This is a genomic window from Rhodococcus sp. 27YEA6, from assembly GCF_044908235.1.
Classification (GTDB): Bacteria; Actinomycetota; Actinomycetes; order Mycobacteriales; family Mycobacteriaceae; genus Rhodococcus_F; species Rhodococcus_F qingshengii.
The window spans coordinates 987,849-1,005,558 of the sequence record NZ_JBIYCY010000001.1 but is presented as its reverse complement, the minus strand read 5'-3'; the positions used below and the strand labels follow the sequence as shown (position 1 = coordinate 1,005,558).

Below are 17,710 nucleotides of genomic sequence, written 5' to 3'. Positions count from 1 at the left end.
GATCACTGCTTACGTGCCTCTCGCGCGAGAAGCCATACGAAATAGATGCCACCGATGGAGACGGTGACGACGCCGACCGGCAACTGTGTCGGCGCGAAAGCTCGCTGCGCCACCCAGTCGCTGACCATCAGCAACGCGCCACCCATTGCTGCCGACGGCAGCAGGGTCACTCCGGCACTACCGGTCAATCGCCTCACCAACTGCGGAGCCGCCAGCGAGACGAACCCGATGGGACCGGCCGCTGCTGTCACCATGGCCGTCAGGGCGACGCCGAGAACAACCAGGGAAAGCCGCGTGGGTTCGGCCCGGACGCCGAGCGCCTTGGCGGCGTCGTCGCCCATCTCGAGCATCTGCATCCGCCTGCCCAACACCAGGATCAGCGGAACGAGGATGGCCAGCACGACGACCACCGGCCACACCTGAGTCCAGCCGAGGCCGTTCAACGAACCGGCACCCCACACTGCGGCAGCCATGGCGTCGTCAAGTTTCGCCTTGAGGATCATCCAGGTGTTGACCGAGCCCAACATCGCGCTGATGGCGATACCGACGATGATCAACCGGAATCCCTGCACACCTCGCTTGTACGCAAGGAGATAAACAACTGCTGCGGTGGCGATTCCGCCCACCAGAGCACCGACTGCGATCTCGTAGTAAGTACCACCGATGAGGAGGATGACCACCAGAGCGCCCGTGTACGCACCGGAGTTGAAGCCGATGATGTCCGGGCTACCCAACGGGTTCCTGGTCAGCGATTGGAAGATCGCACCGCTCATACCGAGCGCCGCACCGAGCATCAGCGCCAACAGAACTCGGGGCAGACGCCATTCCACGACGACCATGTGGATACGCGCGGGGGCTTCGCCGAACAGTGCACCGAGGACGTCCCCGATCGGCACTTGGTAGTCACCACTACCGAGCGCGATGACACCGATGGCCAATGCAAGCGCAACGAGGACGAGGCAGACTGTGACCGTGCGGACGTCGATCCGCGCGGACCAGCCTTCTTTGGGTGAGCGCACCACCGTGGTGGCGCGCCCGAAATCGATGCTCACAGACCGCTCACCTTGCTTCGACGCACCAGCATGATCAGCACCGGAGCGCCGATGAAGGCCGTGACGATGCCGACCTGAAGTTCACCCGGGCGCAGCACGATTCGGCCGACGACGTCGGAGAAGAGAAGAAGAATCGGCGAGCACACCAACGTATACGGGAGAATCCATCGCTGATCCGGTCCGACGAACCATCTCGCGACGTGCGGAACCATCAAACCGACGAATCCGATCGGCCCGGCCGCAGCTGTCGCCGCGCCGCACAGCAATGTCACCGCGATGACACCGAGGATGCGAGTACGAGTGATGTTGGCACCGAGCGAACGTGCCAGATCGTCACCCAGGGCCACCGCGTTGAGTTGGCGCGCCAACGCGAGCGCCAGGAAGAGCCCGATGAGAATGAATGGGGCAACGGCCAGAACGATTTCCAACGAACGCCCGCTGAGTGAGCCGGCATTCCACTGGCGCATCTGGTCGAAGGCGGTCGGGTTGAGCAAGGTGATCCCGGACGAGATGCCGCCGAGCACGGAGCCGATGGCAACACCGGCAAGCGTCAGCCGAATGGGCGTCGCACCACCTCGACCGATCGAGCCCAGCGTGTAGACGATCGCCGTGGCTATCACCGCTCCGAGGAAAGCGAACCAGATGTACGACCAGATGCTGGTCAAGCCGAAGACCGCGACGGCAACGACCATCGCGAAGCCCGCGCCGGCATTGACACCGAGAATTCCTGGATCAGCCAAGGGATTTCGTGTCATCGCCTGGATGAGGCCACCGGCCACACCCAGTGCCATACCGACTATCAGACCGAGCAGAGTACGAGGTAGCCGCAGATCACGGATGATCACGTGATCATTGGAATCGTCGTAGTTCACCAGCGCGTCGATCACGGTGCCGAACGGAATGGTCTTCGATCCCACCGCGATACTCAGCAGGAGCACGGCGGCGAGCACCACCAGGCACACCAGAAGACCCGCCATACGACGAGAGTTGGTCGATACCAGCCCGTCCGGTTGCTTCTGCTTCTCGTGCAGCGACTCGTCGATCAGTTCTTCGGTGTGTTTGTCGACTGCGCTCTTGTCCGCCGCACCGCTGTCGACAGCACTCTTGTCGAATCCAACGGTCACAAGCCGGCGCTCTCTAGAGTCTTCTCGACCTCGTCGCGGATCTCTTCCTCGTCGCGGTCCGATTCCCAGGCCGCATCGAGTGCCGCGCGGACACTTTCGTCGAGGGCCTCGTACTTCGCGTTCCACACCTCGGCTTTGTACGTCCAGTAGCCGATGACCTTGTACTGCTCACCCGGCAACTTCAGTTCGTGGCGAAGGTACTTGCGGATGTCACGGAGCATCGTGCTCTCGCCTGCAACCCACACGTATCCGAGTTCGGTGGGCAGGTTCATCGCGCGAACCGCGTCCGGCAACTTCGACGGTGCAACACCGTTGCCACTGCCGACCAGCCAGATGAACTCGACGTCGGCCGACGAGGTGATCTGCTGCTTGTGAGACTCGTCCACCACCTCGACGATCGCCTTGGCCGACATCCCGGCGGGCAACTGTTCGATCAAGCGTCCGAGTGCGGGGAGTCCAGTCGCGTCGGCGACGAACACCTGCCAACGTGCGTCGGCCGGGGGCTCGTAGAGGCCACGAGACTCGCCGATCGCCAACTTGTCACCGATCTCGGCCTTCTGCGCCCAGTCGCTGGCGATACCACCCTCGTGAACGACGAAGTCGATCGTCATGCGGCTGGTTTCGGAATCGAACCGTCGCACGGTGTACGGCTGGCACGGGGACGGTTCCTCTCCCTCCGGGTATCGCCAACCGCGCGGTGCATCCGGATCTTCCGCCGGAAGAACGAACTTGCCTGTAGCCGGGACCGGGAAGTGGAGGCGCAGATATTCGTCACCGGTACCGGTGGTTTCGAAGGCGGTCAGCTCCTCCCCACCGAACACGATACGAACCATTCCCGGGGTCACGTACTCCTTGTGAAGTACCTCGCCGAACACAAGACTCACAACAATCTCCAACATCGATGGAACATGAACCGGACCCGAACACGAGGATCCATCCGACTTCCGGACATAGTTAACCCGTGCTAAGTAAGGTAGACCTTAATTTATTGCAGTGTCGTCGATGAGTCGATGCCTTCTCCGCTGCAACGGGGCCAACTACTATCGCAATTCGGCCAACGCAATACGTATGGCCTGTTCACGACAAGTATTGGCACCGGTGTGACTTCTGACTACCGCCCACGATCCCTAGCGTGGACCCAGTGCCTTCGACACCACTTCTTTCGGCCGAGACAAACGGTCCCCCAACCAGCCCGGCGATCACGCCGCGTCAGGTAATCACACGCGCGATCGCTTCCGAAGGTCGCGGAGCCAAGCTGGCGGCCGCGTCCGTCGGCTTCACCGGCCACCAGGTCGCGGAAGCGTTGGTGCCGGTGGTGATCGGTGCGGTGATCGACCGTGCTGTGGCGACCAGCGATGCCGCAGCGCTCGGAAAGTGGATCCTCGTTCTCGGAATTCTCTTCACCGGCTTGTTGCTCAGTTGGCGCTTCGCGGCGCGCATCTCCGATTCCGTCACCGAGCACGGAGCACATCGCTTGCGGATGGACATCGCGCGCCGAGGCCTCGATCCGCACGGCATGTCGCCGCGGCGTATGCCGGGCGAGGTCTACTCGATTGCAACATCCGACGCGGGTTCGGTGGCCGGATTCACGCACACGCTGAGCACCAAACTTGCGGCCGCCTGCGGAGTGCTGACCGCCGCGATTTCGCTACTGGTGATCTCGGTGCCACTCGGCCTGCTCGTCATCCTCGGCACTCCCCCGGTGCTGGCTCTCATGCAGGTGGTCAGTCGGCCGCTCGAACGCCGAGCCGAAACCGATCAGTGGCAGGGCGCCAAGGCCGGCGCACTAGCCGCGGATCTACTCTCCGGACTCCGAATCCTCTCCGGAATCGGCGCCGGAGATGCTGCAGCGCAGCGGTATCGGGGAGCCAGCCGGACTTCGTTGGAAGCAACCCTTCGCGCACAGAGATACCAAGCGATGTACTCCGCCGCCAACGTTGCGATCGCCGGCGCTTTCCTCGCCGTCATCGCGTACGTGGGCGGACGGATGGCAGCGTCCGGGAGCATCTCGGTCGGTGAATTCGTTGCCGTGGTTGGTCTGGCACAGTTCCTTCGGGGTCCGTTGATCGACATCATCTACTTCGGCGCCGGTCTGGCACGGGCGCGTGCTTCCGCCAACCGCGTCGCAGCACTTCTCGGGACCACCGAGGCTGTGACTCCCGCGGGTGAACCTGTGTCCCTGAATCACTCCGAGTTCCTGACGCTGCGCGACGTCGAGTTGGCCGGAGCGTCACCAGTCGATCTCGACGTCAAACGCGGCGAGATCATCGGCATCGTCACCGAGAATGCCGCCTGGGCAGATGCGTTGGTCGACGCACTGGCGCGTCGAATCGAGCCTTCGAGCGGAACAATTCATCTCGGCGACAACGCCATTCACGAGCTGCACATCGACGAACTTCGCACTCACGTTCTGGCAGCACCGCACGACGCGGCACTGTTCATCGGCACAGTCGGCGACAACATCGACGCCCTCGCACCGATCGGCAGCCGCAACGACGAGGCCATCGCCGCTGCTGCGGCAGATCAAGTGATCTCGGCACTGCCGCTCGGCCTCGCAACCCGAGTCACCGAGCAAGGGAATTCTTTGTCCGGCGGTCAGCGTCAGCGCATCGCGCTGGCGAGGGCACTGGCGAGCGAAGCTCCCGTCCTGGTCCTGCACGATCCCACCACTGCCGTCGACTCCGTCACCGAAGCGCGCATTGCTCGCGGGATCGCCGAGGTACGCGGGGCGCACGCCACAATACTTCTGACCAGCAGCCCAGTGCTGCTCGATATCTGCGATCGGGTGATCGAGCTGTGAACGAACTACTCCCCACCGCAACACCGAAACAGGCGCGGCGCGCGGCACTTCGGTTGATGGGACCCCACCGGATTTCCGCGATCGCAGCAGTCGTCACCCTGACCGCCGCGACCGCGATCGGTCTGCTCACACCGCTGGTCCTCGGCGCCATGGTCGACGCCGTGACCGACGCAGACGGCGACGCTGTCTCTCGCATCGGCACACTGACTCTCGCGTTGGTCGGCATCGCGGTTGCCTCGTCACTTCTCGTCGGAATGAGCAACTACCTACTCGCCGGCGTCGGCGAGCGCGTTGTCGCCGACCTTCGCGAAGAAGTTGTCGTCCGGGTTCTCGACCTTCCGCAGAGCGACGTCGAACGGGCCGGGCGCGGAGATCTCGTCTCCCGCATCACCGGCGACGTGCGGTTGGTGACCCGGGCCGTATCCGAAGCACTTCCGGTTTTTGCCACCGCGGCACTGACCATCGTGTTGACGCTGATCGGATTGGGTAGCCTCGATTGGAGATTCGCCGTCGCCGCGGTGATCGCGGCACCCATCCAGATCCAGGCGCTGCGCTGGTACCTCTCGAGGTCGGCACCGGTCTACCGCGAGGAGCGGGAGGCAGAAGGTGCACGTGCGCAACAGCTCCTGGACTCGCTGAGCAACTCCGACACCGTCGGATCGCTTCGCCTGGCCCAGCCGCATCTCGAACAGATCGAATCTCGATCGATGACGGCCGTCCGGCTGAGCTTGTTGACCACGCGTCTACGCACCAGGTTCTTCGGCCGGCTCAACATCGCGGAGTTCATCGGCCTGTCCGCTGTGCTGATCACCGGCTTCTGGCTGGTGAAGGACGGTCAGATCAGCATCGGTGCCGCCACCGCCGCAGCCCTGTTCTTCCACCGCCTCTTCGATCCGGTGGGCGCGGTTCTCAGCGTGTTCGACGAATTGCAGGAAGGCACAATCGCGTTGGCTCGCCTGGTCGGAGTCACGCTTGCGCCCGTGCCATCTGCACCGACCGATCCGCAGGAACCTGTCGACAGCTCAGCTTCTTTGGAACGCGTCACATTCTCGTACCGAAGCGGCGACGCTCCTGTTCTGCGAGACATCGACATCACCATTCCGGCAGGAACCGTCACCGCACTGGTGGGCGCTACCGGAGCCGGAAAATCTACAGTCGCAAAGCTGATCGCGGGAACCTACGAACCGACCGAAGGCGTCGTGAAGATCGGGACGGTGCCCCGGAACGAACTGCCACCGTCGACATCTCGGAGCGCGGTGGCCCTCGTGACTCAGGAGGTCCACGTCTTCGCCGGCACGTTGGCCGAGGATCTGCGGCTGGCCGACCCGTCGGCAACCGACAACGACATCACCGCGGCGCTCGATACCGTCGGCGCGTCGGATTGGCTGCGGGCTCTCCCGGACGGACTCGAAACCGTGGTCGGAGACGGTGGACACCGGCTGACCGCAACACAGGCACAACAACTTGCGTTGGCAAGAATCGAATTACTGGATCCGCCGCTGCTGATTCTCGACGAGGCGACCGCCGAAGCGGGCAGCGCCGGAGCCAGGGTCCTCGACGATGCCGCTCTCGCTCTGACCAGGGGTCGCACTGCTGTCACAGTGGCACACCGACTCTCACAGGCCGTCGACGCCGATCAGATCCTGGTGATGGACGACGGCCGCGTCGTCGAGCACGGCTCTCACGACGAGTTGGTCAACCTCGGGGGTCGGTACGCGGAGCTGTGGGAAGCGTGGTCCGCTCCGCGGAGTTGACCGCGACGGTTGCACCGAGCACTTCCGCCCGGTGCAACCCAACTCATGCGTGCAGAAGGTACGGCACCGATTCGGGCGCCACACTCCGCTTGTTCATCATGCTGCCGGGTGTGCGGCCGGTGACCCGGCGGAACACCGCGACAAAGGCACTCGGAGTTTCGTATCCGACCCGCCTACTGACAACCGAAACCGGCACTCCAGCAGCTAAATACGTCAATGCTGCGCGGACACGTACCTGAATTCGCCACTGCGCAAAAGTCATTCCAGTGCCCTGCGCGAACACACGCGTCAGCGTACGGACGCTACCGCCAGCCGTCAGCGCCCATTCGGACAGCGACCGCTGGTCTGCCGGATTGGCGACCAACGCTTCGGCGACGAACAACGCTCGCGGATCGGTCGGCATCGGAACCTCCACCGCAGCAACTTCGAGCGGCTGCAACATGTCGAAGGCCACCCGCTCGGCGCGACTGCGCGCCTCGTCGGGCATGTTCCGCCGATGCATGTGCAGGAGTACCTCACGCAGGAGAGCGCTGACACCGAACAAGCCCGGAACACCCGACGGCGCCTCGTGAGCCTCGGGCCGGAAGTAGGTGCAGAAGAACTCCGTACCCGGACCGGCCTTCACGGCATGCAACGCCCCGGCAGGCAGCCACAGTCCGGCCGAAGGCGGCACCTCCCAAGTGATGCCGTCAGCGACAACCGTGAGCATTCCACCGGAGTTTCCCCAGATCAGCTCATGTTCAGGATGACGATGCGGGGCCCACTGCCGCTGATGAGAGAGCTTCAGAGTCACCGTTGTCATCGAGTAGGGGTGATCGATGGAACGCGGCCCCACGGGCACCGAAATTCTCTCTGCCACAGCTGTCATGAAGACGAGTATAGGACTTTCGTTAGGCATACCTAAATAGGAACCCGAAAATCGTTGACTGTGACCCCAGAGTTACACATACCAGGGTCCCCGATATCGTGACTGCAACTCCCGGCTACGGGTCGGCAACGAGAGGTACATGATGGTTGACGCATCACGAATCCCGGTCATCGTCGGCGTCGGCGATCTGCGCTGGAATCCTGCCGACGGGCACCGCGAACCCCTCGATCTGATTCACGACGCCACCGTCGCCGCGTTGAACGACAGTGGCCACGCTGAACTGGGAACACAGATCGATTCCGTGTTCGCGATCAAGACAGTCAGCTGGTCGTACGACGATCTCCCCGGGCTGCTTGCCTCACGATTAGGCGCGACCCCCACGGTCACCTCTACCTCGCCGATCGGTGGCCACTGGCCCGCGGCGCTCCTCGATCGGATCGGCGCGGCCATCGCTCGCGGTGAATCCTCGGCTGCTCTGCTCGTGGGCGGCGAATCGCACGCCAGCAGCACCGCGCTGCGAAAGTCCGGAGTCGCCCCCGACTCGATCGGGTGGACAGCCGCGCCCGGTGGGCCTCCCGGATTCGATCCGACCGACCTGGGAAGCCCCGAAATGCAGCGCGCCGGTTTCATCGTGCCGACTCGTGTCTACCCGCTCTTCGAGAACTGTTTCAGTGCTGCCGAGGGCCATGACGCCCGTGAATCGCTCGACTGGTCCGCGCGGATGTACGCCGCGTTCTCGGAACTGGCTTCGAAGAATCCCGCCTCCTGGACGTCGGAGATCCGATCGGCAGACGAGATCGGCACCGTCGGCCCCGGCAATCGGATGGTCGCCGAGCCGTACCCGCTGATGCTCAACGCCATGCCTTTCGTCAATCAGGCTGCGGCCGTTGTCGTCTGCTCGTTGTCGACGGCCCGCGAGTTCGGGATCGATGAAAACAAGCTGGTGTACCTCTGGGGCGGCGCAGGTGCGAGTGATCCGTTGGACATACTCAGCCGCAACAGCTTCGACAGCTCGGCCGCGATGCATGACGCCGTACATCGCACACTCGACGGTGCCGGAGTCGGCGCCGACGCACTCGACATCGTCGATGCCTACAGCTGCTTCCCGATCGTGCCCAAGCTGTTGATCCGCGAACTCGGACTTCCCGATACCGCGATCCCAAGCGTCACCGGAGGACACTCGTTCTTCGGTGGACCGCTCAACAGCTACACCCTGCATTCCGTCGCTGAAGTCACCAGGCGAATTCGCGACGGCGCGAACCTTGCCCTCGTCCACGGCAACGGTGGATTCCTCACCTACCAGCACTGCGTACTGCTGTCGTCCGCCGCTCACGCTGGCGGGTACGTCGGTGATCCCGACGCACGCGCGCTAACTGCGGAGGTTCCGGAACTGATCACTGATTACACGGGCACGGCGGAAATAGTTACGGCCTCTGTCGAATACGGCCGCACCGGGGAGCCTGAGATCGGGTTCGTGATCGCGGCAACGCCGGACGGCGGCCGCGTCGCCGGTCACACCGGTCCCGAGAATGCCGCCGAACTGACCCAGCTTCGCGGTGACAACCCTCCGTCGATCGGGCGAACTGTTCACATCAGCGACGAGAACGGGCGACTCACGCTCACGTTCTGACAGTAGCGTTCTGACAGTAGACAGCCGTCAGCACCGGGGCATGGTTGTGCCCCGGTGCTCACGTCTTCAGTTGTCGCGATTCACGCCGCGGTGGGTGGGCTGTTCCCGCCGATCGGCTGCTGATACGGATCAACAGACATCGGCGGATAGAACACCGATTTGCGATCCGGCCCGATCTCCACCCGCCATTCGGTGTGGTGCATCGTCCGATGATGATGACCGCACAACAAGACCAGATTATCGAGATCTGTTGGGCCACCATCGTTCCAGTGAACAATATGATGAGCATCGCACCACCCCGACGGTGTCCCGCACCCCGGAAACGCACACCCACCATCACGAACCGCCAACGCCCGCCTCTGCGGCACCGTCGCGGTCCTTGCTTCTTTGCCGCAGTCGAGCGGAACACCATTCTCATCCAACAAAATCCGGGTGACCGTGCAGTCGCACGCCAACATCCGCGCGGTATCGATACTGATCGGACCTACCCAATCCGCCCACGCGAAACCCAGTTCCTGAGTCGACGGCAGTAGATCCTTCAATGCTTTGAGGTCCGTCATGTCTTTCGCAGACGCAGTCACCGTGATGTGCGGTTTCACCCCGCCCTCGATCGGACCCAACCCCGCCCGCTCGTACCGGCGCAACAATTCGCAGAACCCGTCCGCCCGCCGCAGTGCCGGAGTGCGGGTGTCTTTGACACCGTCCTTCTCCGGCGTCGGAGCCGACAGACTCGACAACAACGTGATCAACCGTGCCCCGTTCACCGCATCCAGATCACCCTTCACCGACACGCGCCCGTACAAGCCTTTCGAGGCGTAGAACTCGTTACGCTCCGAATCCTCACCCACCGGAACGCCGTCTTCGCGTTTGCCGTACTGCTTCTCGATCCGCCGGATCGCTGCCCGCACTGCATCACAATCGGCGATGTTCTTCGACGCCAGGCCAAGCAGGATCCCGCGAGCCTTGTCCACATCCGCCAGGGTCATGTTCTTGGGTGGATGCTGACAAAACGACGCCACCTGCCGCGCCTTCAACGCATCCACGTCACCACGGTGAAACGCATCCGCGACAACAGGTTCGAGCATCAGCAACCGCGCCAACCCGACCAGCAGACTGCACTCACCGATCTCCAGATTCGTCGACCCATGCAACCACTGCGCGATCGCCCGAAAACCCTTCCCACCGAGAACCTCCCGGGAAAACATCTCCACGATCAGCAACACCATCCGCGACTGCAACTCGTGTCGGGCGCGCACCAGATCCAGAACCTCACCCTTGAGGTCCTCGCCATCCAGCTGCCACGCTTCCCGACTGTCCATGCTCAAAGTTTAATCGAACATACTTTCGATAACCAGAGACAAACCGGACAACTTCGGGAACATGAAGACTTGAGACCTGTTGCAGTACATCACCATTCAGCTAGCCGTCAAAGACGACGCGATAGAGGACGTATCCCGCGAAACACACAATCGCAACAACGCACAGCACAAGCAGGATGTCGAAAAAGACGGGCCGGGTTGGGTTTCGAGCCTGGTCGATGAGAGGCGTCGAAGACGAGGCGGGCGTGCCACACGGCAGCGCACGGCACTACTTCGCAAACCAGCGTGGACTGATAGTCGAGGTGGTGCGACACCTTCTGGACGGTGATCTTCCTCGCCCGGGCGAGACGCCGAAGCAACAGGTGGCCCGGTGGCTGGGGCCTGAATCCGGCCGCACTCGGGCGCGTTACGAACTGATCATCGCGTCATTCCACGATCCCGACCTCGCAGTGGAACTGGTGCGTGGTCGGGATCGGTTTGTCGACATCCTGGTCGAACGCGGCATGACCTCGTCCGATGCAACGGAGTTGGTCGCAGCACTGGACGGGCTCGTTCTGGACGCACTGCTGCGCAGGCATGCTCCGGAAACCCTGGATCCCGAGCGAATCTTCAAGAGGTTCGCAGCGAAGTTCCCCTAGCCGTCCAGCTCGGCGAAGAGCTCCATCCACTGCTCTTCGGCGGCTTCCTTGTCGGCGATGACCTGCTTGAGTTCTGCGCCGAGTTTCTGCAGCTTGTCCGGGTCGGTGGCCGCGTCGGCGAGGGAAGCGTGCAGCTTCTTCTCTCGGTCGTCGAACTTCGCAATTGACCGCTCGAGCTTCGAAAGTTCCTTGCGTGCAGCGCGATCCGCGGCGCCGTCGCGGACCTGCTTGCTCTTCGACGCACCACTCGCCGTCGAAGCCACCGACGGGTTGTCGCCATCCCCCATTGCTGCGCGCCGACGCAGGTAGTCCTCGATACCGCCGGGCAGGTTGGTGAGCTTGCGGTCACCGAAGAGCGCCCAAGTGGTGTCACAGATGCGCTCGATCAGGTACCGGTCGTGCGAGATGACCACCATGGTGCCCGCCCAGCCGTCGAGCAGATCTTCGAGTTGCTGAAGCGTGTCGATGTCGAGATCGTTGGTCGGCTCGTCGAGAAGCAGGACGTTGGGCTCGGCCATGAGGACACGCGTCAACTGCAGACGTCGGCGCTCACCACCGGAGAGATCACCGACTGGGGTGCGCTGACGCGCCGGCGTGAAGCCCAACCGCTCAGCCAGCTGACCCGCCGATACTTCCTTGTCTCCCAGCGTGATTCGCTCGGCTACATCCTTGACCGCGTCGAGTACGCGCATGTCGGTCGGTAGATCGTCGAGTTCCTGCTTGAGCCAACCGATGTGGACGGTCTGCCCCTGAATGCGCTTTCCGGCGGCAGGCTCGAGTTCGCCGGCCAGAGTCCGCAGCAGAGTCGTCTTGCCCGAGCCGTTGACACCGACCAGGCCGACACGCTCACCTGGAGCGAGACGCCAGGTCAGATCCTCGACGAGTACACGGCCGTCCGGAGTCTCCAGACGCGCGTCTTCGAGTTCGATGACAACCTTGCCGAGTCGACGCTGGGCGAAGGACGCAAGTGCCACCGCGTCACGAGGTGCCGGAACGTCGGCGATCAGGGCCTCCGCGGCCTCGATGCGGTACTTCGGCTTGGACGTACGGGCCGGCGCACCGCGGCGCAGCCATGCGAGTTCCTTGCGTGCAAGGTTGCGTCGACGCTCTTCGGAAGCGTCAGCCTGACGCGAACGCTCGGCGCGAGCGAACACCCAGTCGTTGTAGCCACCCTCGTAGCTTTCGACGCCGCCGCCGACAACCTCCCAGGTGCGGGTGGCGACGGTGTCGAGGAACCAGCGATCGTGGGTCACGACGACAAGCGCGCTGCGACGCGAGACGAGGTGCTCGGCCAACCACTGAACACCTTCGACGTCGAGGTGGTTGGTGGGCTCGTCGAGCACCAGCAGGTCGAGGTCCTGAACCAGGGCCGCAGCGAGAGCCACGCGGCGACGCTCACCGCCGGACAGGCCGTCGACCTTGGCATCCAATGCGGACCGCTCGCCGCCGGCGCCCAGGTTGTCGATGCCGATACCCGAGAGCACCGAACGGATGCGCGCGTCGCCGGCCCATTCGTGTTGCGCCACTCCGAGCGGCCCCAGGACCACTTCACCGACAGTGGAGCCGGGAGGCAGTACACCGCGCTGCGTCACGACGGCCATACGCAATCCGCCGACGCGGCTGACGCGTCCCGAATCCGGCTGCTCCACACCCGCGAGGACTTCGAGCATGGTCGTCTTACCGCCACCGTTGAGGCCGACGACGCCGATGCGCTCGCCCTCCTCGACGCCCAGGGAGACCCCGTCGAGCAACGGCTTGACGCCGAAAGACTTCGACACGTTTTCCAGATTGATCAGATTCGCCATCAGTGCTGTCCCTTTGCCGCATTGTCGAGTATTCGTGTTCCGGGAACGGGTCCGCTCGCCACGCGAACGGTGCGGCACACCCCCGCTCCCGCAAGTTCTGCGCTCACTTCCACCGCGGACTGTGCGTCGGCGCAGAGAAAGGCGCATGTCGGTCCGGAGCCGGAGACGATGCCGGCCAAAGCTCCGGCTTCGACGCCCGCTCGAAGCGTCCGTCGTAGATCCGGGTTGAGTGAGAGTGCCGCAGCCTGCAGATCGTTGCCGAGCAGCGACGCAAGCAGATGAGCGTCACCCGTGGTCAGTGCCTGGATCAACGCATCGGCGCTCCCCAACCGTTTCGGGGAGCCCTCTGCCCGCAGCTTGTCCAGCTCGCGGAACACGACCGGTGTGCTCAAGCCACCCTTGGCCAGCGCCAACACCCAGTGAAAAGTGTGGCGGGTCAACACGGGGACAAGTTGTTCGCCGCGGCCGGTTCCGAGGGCAGTGCCACCGTGCAGCGAGAACGGAACGTCACTCCCGAGGCGTGCCGCAAAAGCGTCGAGATCAGGCCGCGAGAAGTCGAGCTTCCACAAAGCGTTGAGCGCAACCAAAGCGGCGGCTGCGTCGGCACTCCCGCCGGCCATTCCGCCTGCGACGGGGATGCCTTTCTCGATGACTATCTCGACGTTCGGGGCCACGCCACCCTCGACGGCGAGCATCTCGGCGGCACGCCACACGAGGTTGGTGCGATCGGTCGGCACGGCCGCGGCGTCGTCGCCGATCACCCGCACGGTCAAGGTGTCCGCAGGCGTCACCGTGAGGGTGTCTGCCAGCGACAAAGCCTGAAAAACCGTCGTCAGCTCGTGATAGCCGTCGTCTCGCAGGTCCCCGACGGCAAGGTGGAGATTCACCTTGGACGGGGCCCGGACGACTACGGGGCGTGGAACGACGGAGAGCACAAGGAACAACAATAGGCGCTGCGAACACCTGGGCGAAAACCTGCGACCGCAGCACCCCGTCCGACAGCCAGCACACCCACGCTATTTCACCGCGCGCACACCTACGCCCAGACCGACCACCGCCACGCCCAAGGCGGCGACGATTCCTGCCAGAACGCTGCTCGACGCGAAGTCTCCGGCAAAGAGTGCCCGCTCGGCGTCTACGACGTAGCCGAGCGGATTGATGTTCACGAGGACCTTCATCCAACCTGGTGCGTCCTCGAGTGGAAGCATGGTTCCCGACAGGATCAGGAGCGGGAACATCAGCGTCTGCTGAACGACCCAGAACATCCAATCCTGCTCCCGCACAGCCAGAGCGAGAGCGTACGAGAGCGCACCGAGTCCGACGCCGAACACTCCCAGCAGGACTATCCCGAGCGCGGCTCCCGCTGCATTGACGTCCAATCCGAGCGGAAGTGCGACCAGAATGATCAGAATCGCCTGCGCGGCAAGCGGAACCATCTCCTTGCACGCTCGCCCGATCAACAAGGACGAGCGTCGGAGCGGAGTCACCAACATTCGCTCGTGCGATCCCTGCTGCATCTCCATCAGGAGGTTGGACCCGGTCATCGTCGTTCCGAAGATCGCGATCATCACCAACACACCGGGAATGAACCAATTCCATACGCCGTCACCGGTACCCGGAACCCCTTTGAGCAGAGGCCCGAACAACGCCAACAGGATCAGCGGCTGGATGAGGCTGAAGATGACGCTGACCGGGTCACGCAACATCGGTCGCAGTTCACGACCCATCACGATCGCGCTGTCTCGAACGATGTTGCCGTGCGCGCTACGTGGGGTATCGAGTGTGATTGTCATGGCGGGTTCCTGTTCGTCGTAGTTCTTCGTCGTAGTTCTAGGAAGCGACCGCGGCGGCGCTCTCGCGCAGGCTGCGGCCGGTGAGAGTGAGGAAGACGTCGTCGAGAGTCGGCCTGGTGATGTCGGCAGTAACTGCGCGGGCGCCGCGGGTATCGGCTTCACGCAGCAATACCGGGAGCGTCGAATCACCCTCGCCGGCACGGATACTCACCGAGTTTGCCTCGACCGTGACGTCACGCACAGTGACAAGTTGCTCGGCCACCGACGCTGCGATGCCGGCCGCTTCGGCACTGTCGAAGGTGAGCAGAAGATGATCCCCCGCGAGATCCGCTTTGAGTGCGGCAGCGGTGTTGTCCGCGATGACAGTGCCTTCGTCGATGACGATGACCCGCTCTGCCATCGAATCCGCTTCTTCGAGGTAGTGCGTGGTCAGCACGATCGTGGTGCCCATCTCGCGCCGCAGCCGGAGGATGTGGTCCCAGAGGTTGGCCCGACTCTGCGGGTCCATGCCCGTGGTCGGCTCGTCGAGGAACAGGAGCGGTGGGCGATGGACCAGGCCCAGAGCGATATCGAGCCGCCGTCGCTGCCCGCCGGACAGCGTACTGACCTTTCGAGTACCCAACTCGGTGAGTTCGAGATCACGCAGCAATTCGTCGGCCCGGACCTGCGAGTCGCCCTTGGGCATTCCGTAGCACAACCCCTGCGTCACCAACTCGTCGCGAACCCGCTGGTTGTGGCCGGCTCCGTTCCCCTGTCCGACGTATCCGAGGCTGGAGCGCACCTCGTTTCGTGCCGCAGCGATGTCGAATCCCGCGATCCGCGCAGTACCGGAAGTGGGCTCGAGCAAGGTGGTCAGCATGCGCAACGTCGTCGATTTTCCGGCACCGTTCGGCCCAAGCAAGGCAACCAACTCGCCCTCCGCTACGTCGAGAGTGACTCCCTTGACTGCTTCCACGAGCTTCTTGCCCTGGGCGAAGTGCTTGGTGAGCGCCTTCGTCTCGATCATCGGTCTGCGGTCGTTGATGCGACTCATGATGTGCCCCAATTTCTTCTCGACTGATCGGATGTGGACCAACCTAAATTCAATTGAGGACGCATTGGGTCCTAAATGTTTGGCAGACTTCTGGCCATGAAGGAGACATCGGCTCGCCTACTGCGGTTGCTGTCACTGCTCCAGACGCGTCGAGACTGGTCCGGTGCCGAACTCGCGGACAAACTCGCGATCACCCCGCGCACAGTCAGACGTGACGTGGACCGCCTCCGCGATCTCGGCTACCCGGTCGACGCGACAGTCGGAGTCGGTGGCGGATATCGCCTGGGAGCGGGCGCGGAGATGCCCCCGCTACAGCTCGATGACGAAGAAGTGCTCGCGGTGGCACTTTCACTGCAGTCCGGAGCGACCGGCTCTGTGGTCGGCATCGGCGAGGCCTCGATGCGCGCGCTGGCGAAGCTGCGGCAGATCATGCCGTCGAGGCTGCGACACCGTCTGGAGTCGCTGTCGATCGACGTCGTGCCACGCGAGCCCGCCGCGAGCGCAGTCGATGCGTCGGTCTTGTCCGCCATCGCGTCGGTGTGCCACAACCACGAACGCCTGCGATTCGACTACAGCACTCACGACGGCACCCAGAGCCGGCGCGAGGTGGAACCGTACCGGCTCGTACGGTCGGGTGTCCGGTGGTATCTGGTGGCATGGGATCTCGCTCGCGAAGACTGGCGATCATTTCGCGTAGACAGAATGGAACCCAAGATCCCCACCGGCCCACGATTCGTGCCGCGGGAACTACCCGCCGGTGGTGCAGCAGACTTCGTTTCCCGCGGTGTCGCTCGGGCCTATTCCTCCACGCGCGCAACAGTTCTACTGCATGCACCCATCGAGCAGATAGCACCCATGGTCAGCGAACAGTGGGGATCGGTGGAGTCCACCGACGAAGGGCGTTGCGTCATAGTGCTTTCGGGCACTTCTCTGCGATCGATCGCACACTGGCTCAGAGCTTTCGACGTCGATTTCACCGTTGTGAATCCACCTGAACTCCGCGAGGAATGCCGCACGATCGCGGCGGAGACGGCGGTCGCCACTCAGCGGTATCTCGATGCATGACAGCGTTTTTCACCCAAATACAACAAGACCCCAACTCCGAAGAGTTGGGGTCTTGTCAGTACGTCATGCGTCGGTTGCCCGACTCACATGGACGTCTTAGACGATGGTAACGCCGGTGGCCTGCGGGCCCTTGTTGCCCTGACCGATCTCGAACGCCACGCGCTGGTTCTCCTCGAGAGTGCGGAAGCCGCCACTCTGGATCTCGGAGTAGTGAACGAAGACGTCAGCACTGCCGTCTTCGGGAGCGATGAAGCCGAACCCCTTCTCGGAGTTGAACCACTTCACGATGCCCTCTGCCATGTAAATCTCCTCTAACACAGTGTCAACAGGCAGTCGCTTCGACCGCCCGGGTCACTTACTACGACCGTTCTGAGACAAATCCGTGGAGGATGTCCAAACGCTCGCAACCTAACCATTTGCGAGCGTGGAAACACAAACACAAACACTTACGACCACCACAAGTAGACCACACATCCGCTGTGTTGTCTTCCCTGAGGCCTTCATCACTGCCCAGCCCGTTGACAGGCATACCCCCTGGGGGTACCTTCGATTTCAGAGCGATACCTACACCGGGTATCCGTAAAATAAGCTTTCCACAACCGAAGGGATCTGCGATGACCACCGCCGAATACACCGTTTCCGGAATGACCTGCGGACACTGCGTCGGATCCGTCAAGGAAGAGATCGGCAACATCGCGGGAGTAACCGCGGTGGATGTCGAACTGGCGAGCGGACGCGTCGTTGTCACCAGCGATGCTCCCGTCTCCGCAGCCGACGTCGTCGCAGCAGTCGACGAAGCCGGCTACGCAGTCGTACCAAGCTGAGTCAG

The 17,710-nt window shown here is 63.1% G+C and carries 16 protein-coding genes; 6 read left to right on the top strand and 10 right to left on the bottom strand.

Translation table 11 applies throughout. The annotated features are described in order from the left end of the window. Positions 1 to 2 precede the first annotated feature (2 nt). The 3 genes from fepG to ABH939_RS04965 are packed head-to-tail and all read right to left on the bottom strand — an operon-like array spanning position 3 to position 3,060. Positions 3 to 1,052: an iron-enterobactin ABC transporter permease gene (fepG, locus tag ABH939_RS04975; protein ID WP_003946259.1), complete on the bottom strand. Its 1,050-nt coding sequence runs from the start codon at positions 1,050 to 1,052 to the stop codon at positions 3 to 5. Beyond that, positions 1,049 to 2,176, bottom strand: a complete 1,128-nt coding sequence (locus ABH939_RS04970; RefSeq protein ID WP_003946222.1) for a Fe(3+)-siderophore ABC transporter permease — start codon at positions 2,174 to 2,176, stop codon at positions 1,049 to 1,051. Before ABH939_RS04970 ends, fepG begins: the two co-directional genes overlap by 4 nt. After that, positions 2,173 to 3,060 carry a siderophore-interacting protein gene (locus ABH939_RS04965; protein WP_003946220.1) on the bottom strand — a complete coding sequence of 296 codons (888 nt, stop codon included), beginning with the start codon at positions 3,058 to 3,060 and terminating at the stop codon, positions 2,173 to 2,175. Before ABH939_RS04965 ends, ABH939_RS04970 begins: the two co-directional genes overlap by 4 nt. 257 nt (positions 3,061 to 3,317) lie before the next feature. Between ABH939_RS04965 and ABH939_RS04960 the strand changes: the two genes are divergently transcribed. Both ABH939_RS04960 and ABH939_RS04955 read left to right on the top strand, forming a co-directional pair. Beyond that, positions 3,318 to 4,976 carry an ABC transporter ATP-binding protein gene (locus ABH939_RS04960; protein ID WP_391590237.1) on the top strand — a complete coding sequence of 553 codons (1,659 nt, stop codon included), beginning with the start codon at positions 3,318 to 3,320 and terminating at the stop codon, positions 4,974 to 4,976. Further along, a complete protein-coding gene (locus ABH939_RS04955; protein ID WP_083058291.1) occupies positions 4,973 to 6,730 on the top strand; it encodes an ABC transporter ATP-binding protein in 1,758 nt (585 codons plus the stop codon). Before ABH939_RS04960 ends, ABH939_RS04955 begins: the two co-directional genes overlap by 4 nt. A gap of 43 nt (positions 6,731 to 6,773) precedes the next feature. Here ABH939_RS04955 and ABH939_RS04950 read toward each other — a convergent pair whose 3' ends face one another. Beyond that, positions 6,774 to 7,598: an AraC family transcriptional regulator gene (locus tag ABH939_RS04950; RefSeq protein ID WP_063316779.1), complete on the bottom strand. Its 825-nt coding sequence runs from the start codon at positions 7,596 to 7,598 to the stop codon at positions 6,774 to 6,776. Between the two features lie 139 nt (positions 7,599 to 7,737). Here ABH939_RS04950 and ABH939_RS04945 point away from each other — a divergent pair, with 139 nt between their 5' ends. Further along, a complete protein-coding gene (locus ABH939_RS04945) occupies positions 7,738 to 9,228 on the top strand; it encodes an acetyl-CoA acetyltransferase (RefSeq protein ID WP_217017653.1) in 1,491 nt (496 codons plus the stop codon). An 80-nt stretch (positions 9,229 to 9,308) separates the two neighbouring features. Here the strand turns inward: ABH939_RS04945 and ABH939_RS04940 are convergent, their stop codons facing one another. Further along, positions 9,309 to 10,547 carry a DUF222 domain-containing protein gene (locus ABH939_RS04940; protein WP_404649398.1) on the bottom strand — a complete coding sequence of 413 codons (1,239 nt, stop codon included), beginning with the start codon at positions 10,545 to 10,547 and terminating at the stop codon, positions 9,309 to 9,311. Between the two features lie 218 nt (positions 10,548 to 10,765). On the opposite strand from ABH939_RS04940, the gene ABH939_RS04935 reads away from it, so the two are divergent. Next, positions 10,766 to 11,185, top strand: a complete 420-nt coding sequence (locus tag ABH939_RS04935; RefSeq protein ID WP_081558219.1) for a TetR/AcrR family transcriptional regulator — start codon at positions 10,766 to 10,768, stop codon at positions 11,183 to 11,185. Here the strand turns inward: ABH939_RS04935 and ABH939_RS04930 are convergent. The 4 genes from ABH939_RS04930 to ABH939_RS04915 form a co-directional block, all read right to left on the bottom strand. Further along, positions 11,182 to 12,990: an ABC-F family ATP-binding cassette domain-containing protein gene (locus ABH939_RS04930; RefSeq protein ID WP_003946255.1), complete on the bottom strand. Its 1,809-nt coding sequence runs from the start codon at positions 12,988 to 12,990 to the stop codon at positions 11,182 to 11,184. The two genes, ABH939_RS04935 and ABH939_RS04930, sit on opposite strands and share 4 nt — an antisense overlap. Then, complete coding sequence (locus tag ABH939_RS04925) at positions 12,990 to 13,925, bottom strand: 4-(cytidine 5'-diphospho)-2-C-methyl-D-erythritol kinase (protein WP_404649397.1); 936 nt, start codon at positions 13,923 to 13,925, stop codon at positions 12,990 to 12,992. The genes ABH939_RS04930 and ABH939_RS04925 overlap by 1 nt, the downstream gene beginning before the upstream one ends. An 81-nt stretch (positions 13,926 to 14,006) precedes the next feature. After that, positions 14,007 to 14,783: an ABC transporter permease gene (locus ABH939_RS04920; protein WP_007729012.1), complete on the bottom strand. Its 777-nt coding sequence runs from the start codon at positions 14,781 to 14,783 to the stop codon at positions 14,007 to 14,009. Between the two features lie 37 nt (positions 14,784 to 14,820). Beyond that, entirely contained in the window at positions 14,821 to 15,816 is a 996-nt protein-coding gene (locus ABH939_RS04915; RefSeq protein ID WP_404649396.1) for an ATP-binding cassette domain-containing protein, read from the bottom strand. 96 nt (positions 15,817 to 15,912) lie between these two features. On the opposite strand from ABH939_RS04915, the gene ABH939_RS04910 reads away from it, so the two are divergent. After that, positions 15,913 to 16,881 (top strand): YafY family protein, encoded by a 969-nt coding sequence (locus tag ABH939_RS04910; protein ID WP_030536310.1) that lies wholly within the window; start codon positions 15,913 to 15,915, stop codon positions 16,879 to 16,881. A gap of 96 nt (positions 16,882 to 16,977) precedes the next feature. Here the strand turns inward: ABH939_RS04910 and ABH939_RS04905 are convergent, their stop codons facing one another. Further along, entirely contained in the window at positions 16,978 to 17,181 is a 204-nt protein-coding gene (locus ABH939_RS04905; RefSeq protein ID WP_003946232.1) for a cold-shock protein, read from the bottom strand. 314 nt (positions 17,182 to 17,495) lie between these two features. Here ABH939_RS04905 and ABH939_RS04900 point away from each other — a divergent pair, with 314 nt between their 5' ends. Continuing rightward, positions 17,496 to 17,705, top strand: coding sequence for a heavy-metal-associated domain-containing protein (locus ABH939_RS04900; RefSeq protein WP_003946267.1), 210 nt, complete (start codon positions 17,496 to 17,498; stop codon positions 17,703 to 17,705). Positions 17,706 to 17,710 lie beyond the last annotated feature (5 nt).

Bases quoted from the DNA above. Each gene is read 5' to 3' on its own strand.
- ABH939_RS04950 (WP_063316779.1), bottom strand. From the start codon at position 7,598: ATGACAGCTGTGGCAGAGAGAATTTCGGTGCCCGTGGGGCCGCGTTCC.
- ABH939_RS04945 (WP_217017653.1), top strand. From the start codon at position 7,738: ATGATGGTTGACGCATCACGAATCCCGGTCATCGTCGGCGTCGGCGAT.
- ABH939_RS04940 (WP_404649398.1), bottom strand. From the start codon at position 10,547: ATGGACAGTCGGGAAGCGTGGCAGCTGGATGGCGAGGACCTCAAGGGT.
- ABH939_RS04935 (WP_081558219.1), top strand. From the start codon at position 10,766: ATGAGAGGCGTCGAAGACGAGGCGGGCGTGCCACACGGCAGCGCACGG.
- ABH939_RS04930 (WP_003946255.1), bottom strand. From the start codon at position 12,990: ATGGCGAATCTGATCAATCTGGAAAACGTGTCGAAGTCTTTCGGCGTC.
- ABH939_RS04920 (WP_007729012.1), bottom strand. From the start codon at position 14,783: ATGACAATCACACTCGATACCCCACGTAGCGCGCACGGCAACATCGTT.
- ABH939_RS04915 (WP_404649396.1), bottom strand. From the start codon at position 15,816: ATGAGTCGCATCAACGACCGCAGACCGATGATCGAGACGAAGGCGCTC.
- ABH939_RS04910 (WP_030536310.1), top strand. From the start codon at position 15,913: ATGAAGGAGACATCGGCTCGCCTACTGCGGTTGCTGTCACTGCTCCAG.
- ABH939_RS04905 (WP_003946232.1), bottom strand. From the start codon at position 17,181: ATGGCAGAGGGCATCGTGAAGTGGTTCAACTCCGAGAAGGGGTTCGGC.
- ABH939_RS04900 (WP_003946267.1), top strand. From the start codon at position 17,496: ATGACCACCGCCGAATACACCGTTTCCGGAATGACCTGCGGACACTGC.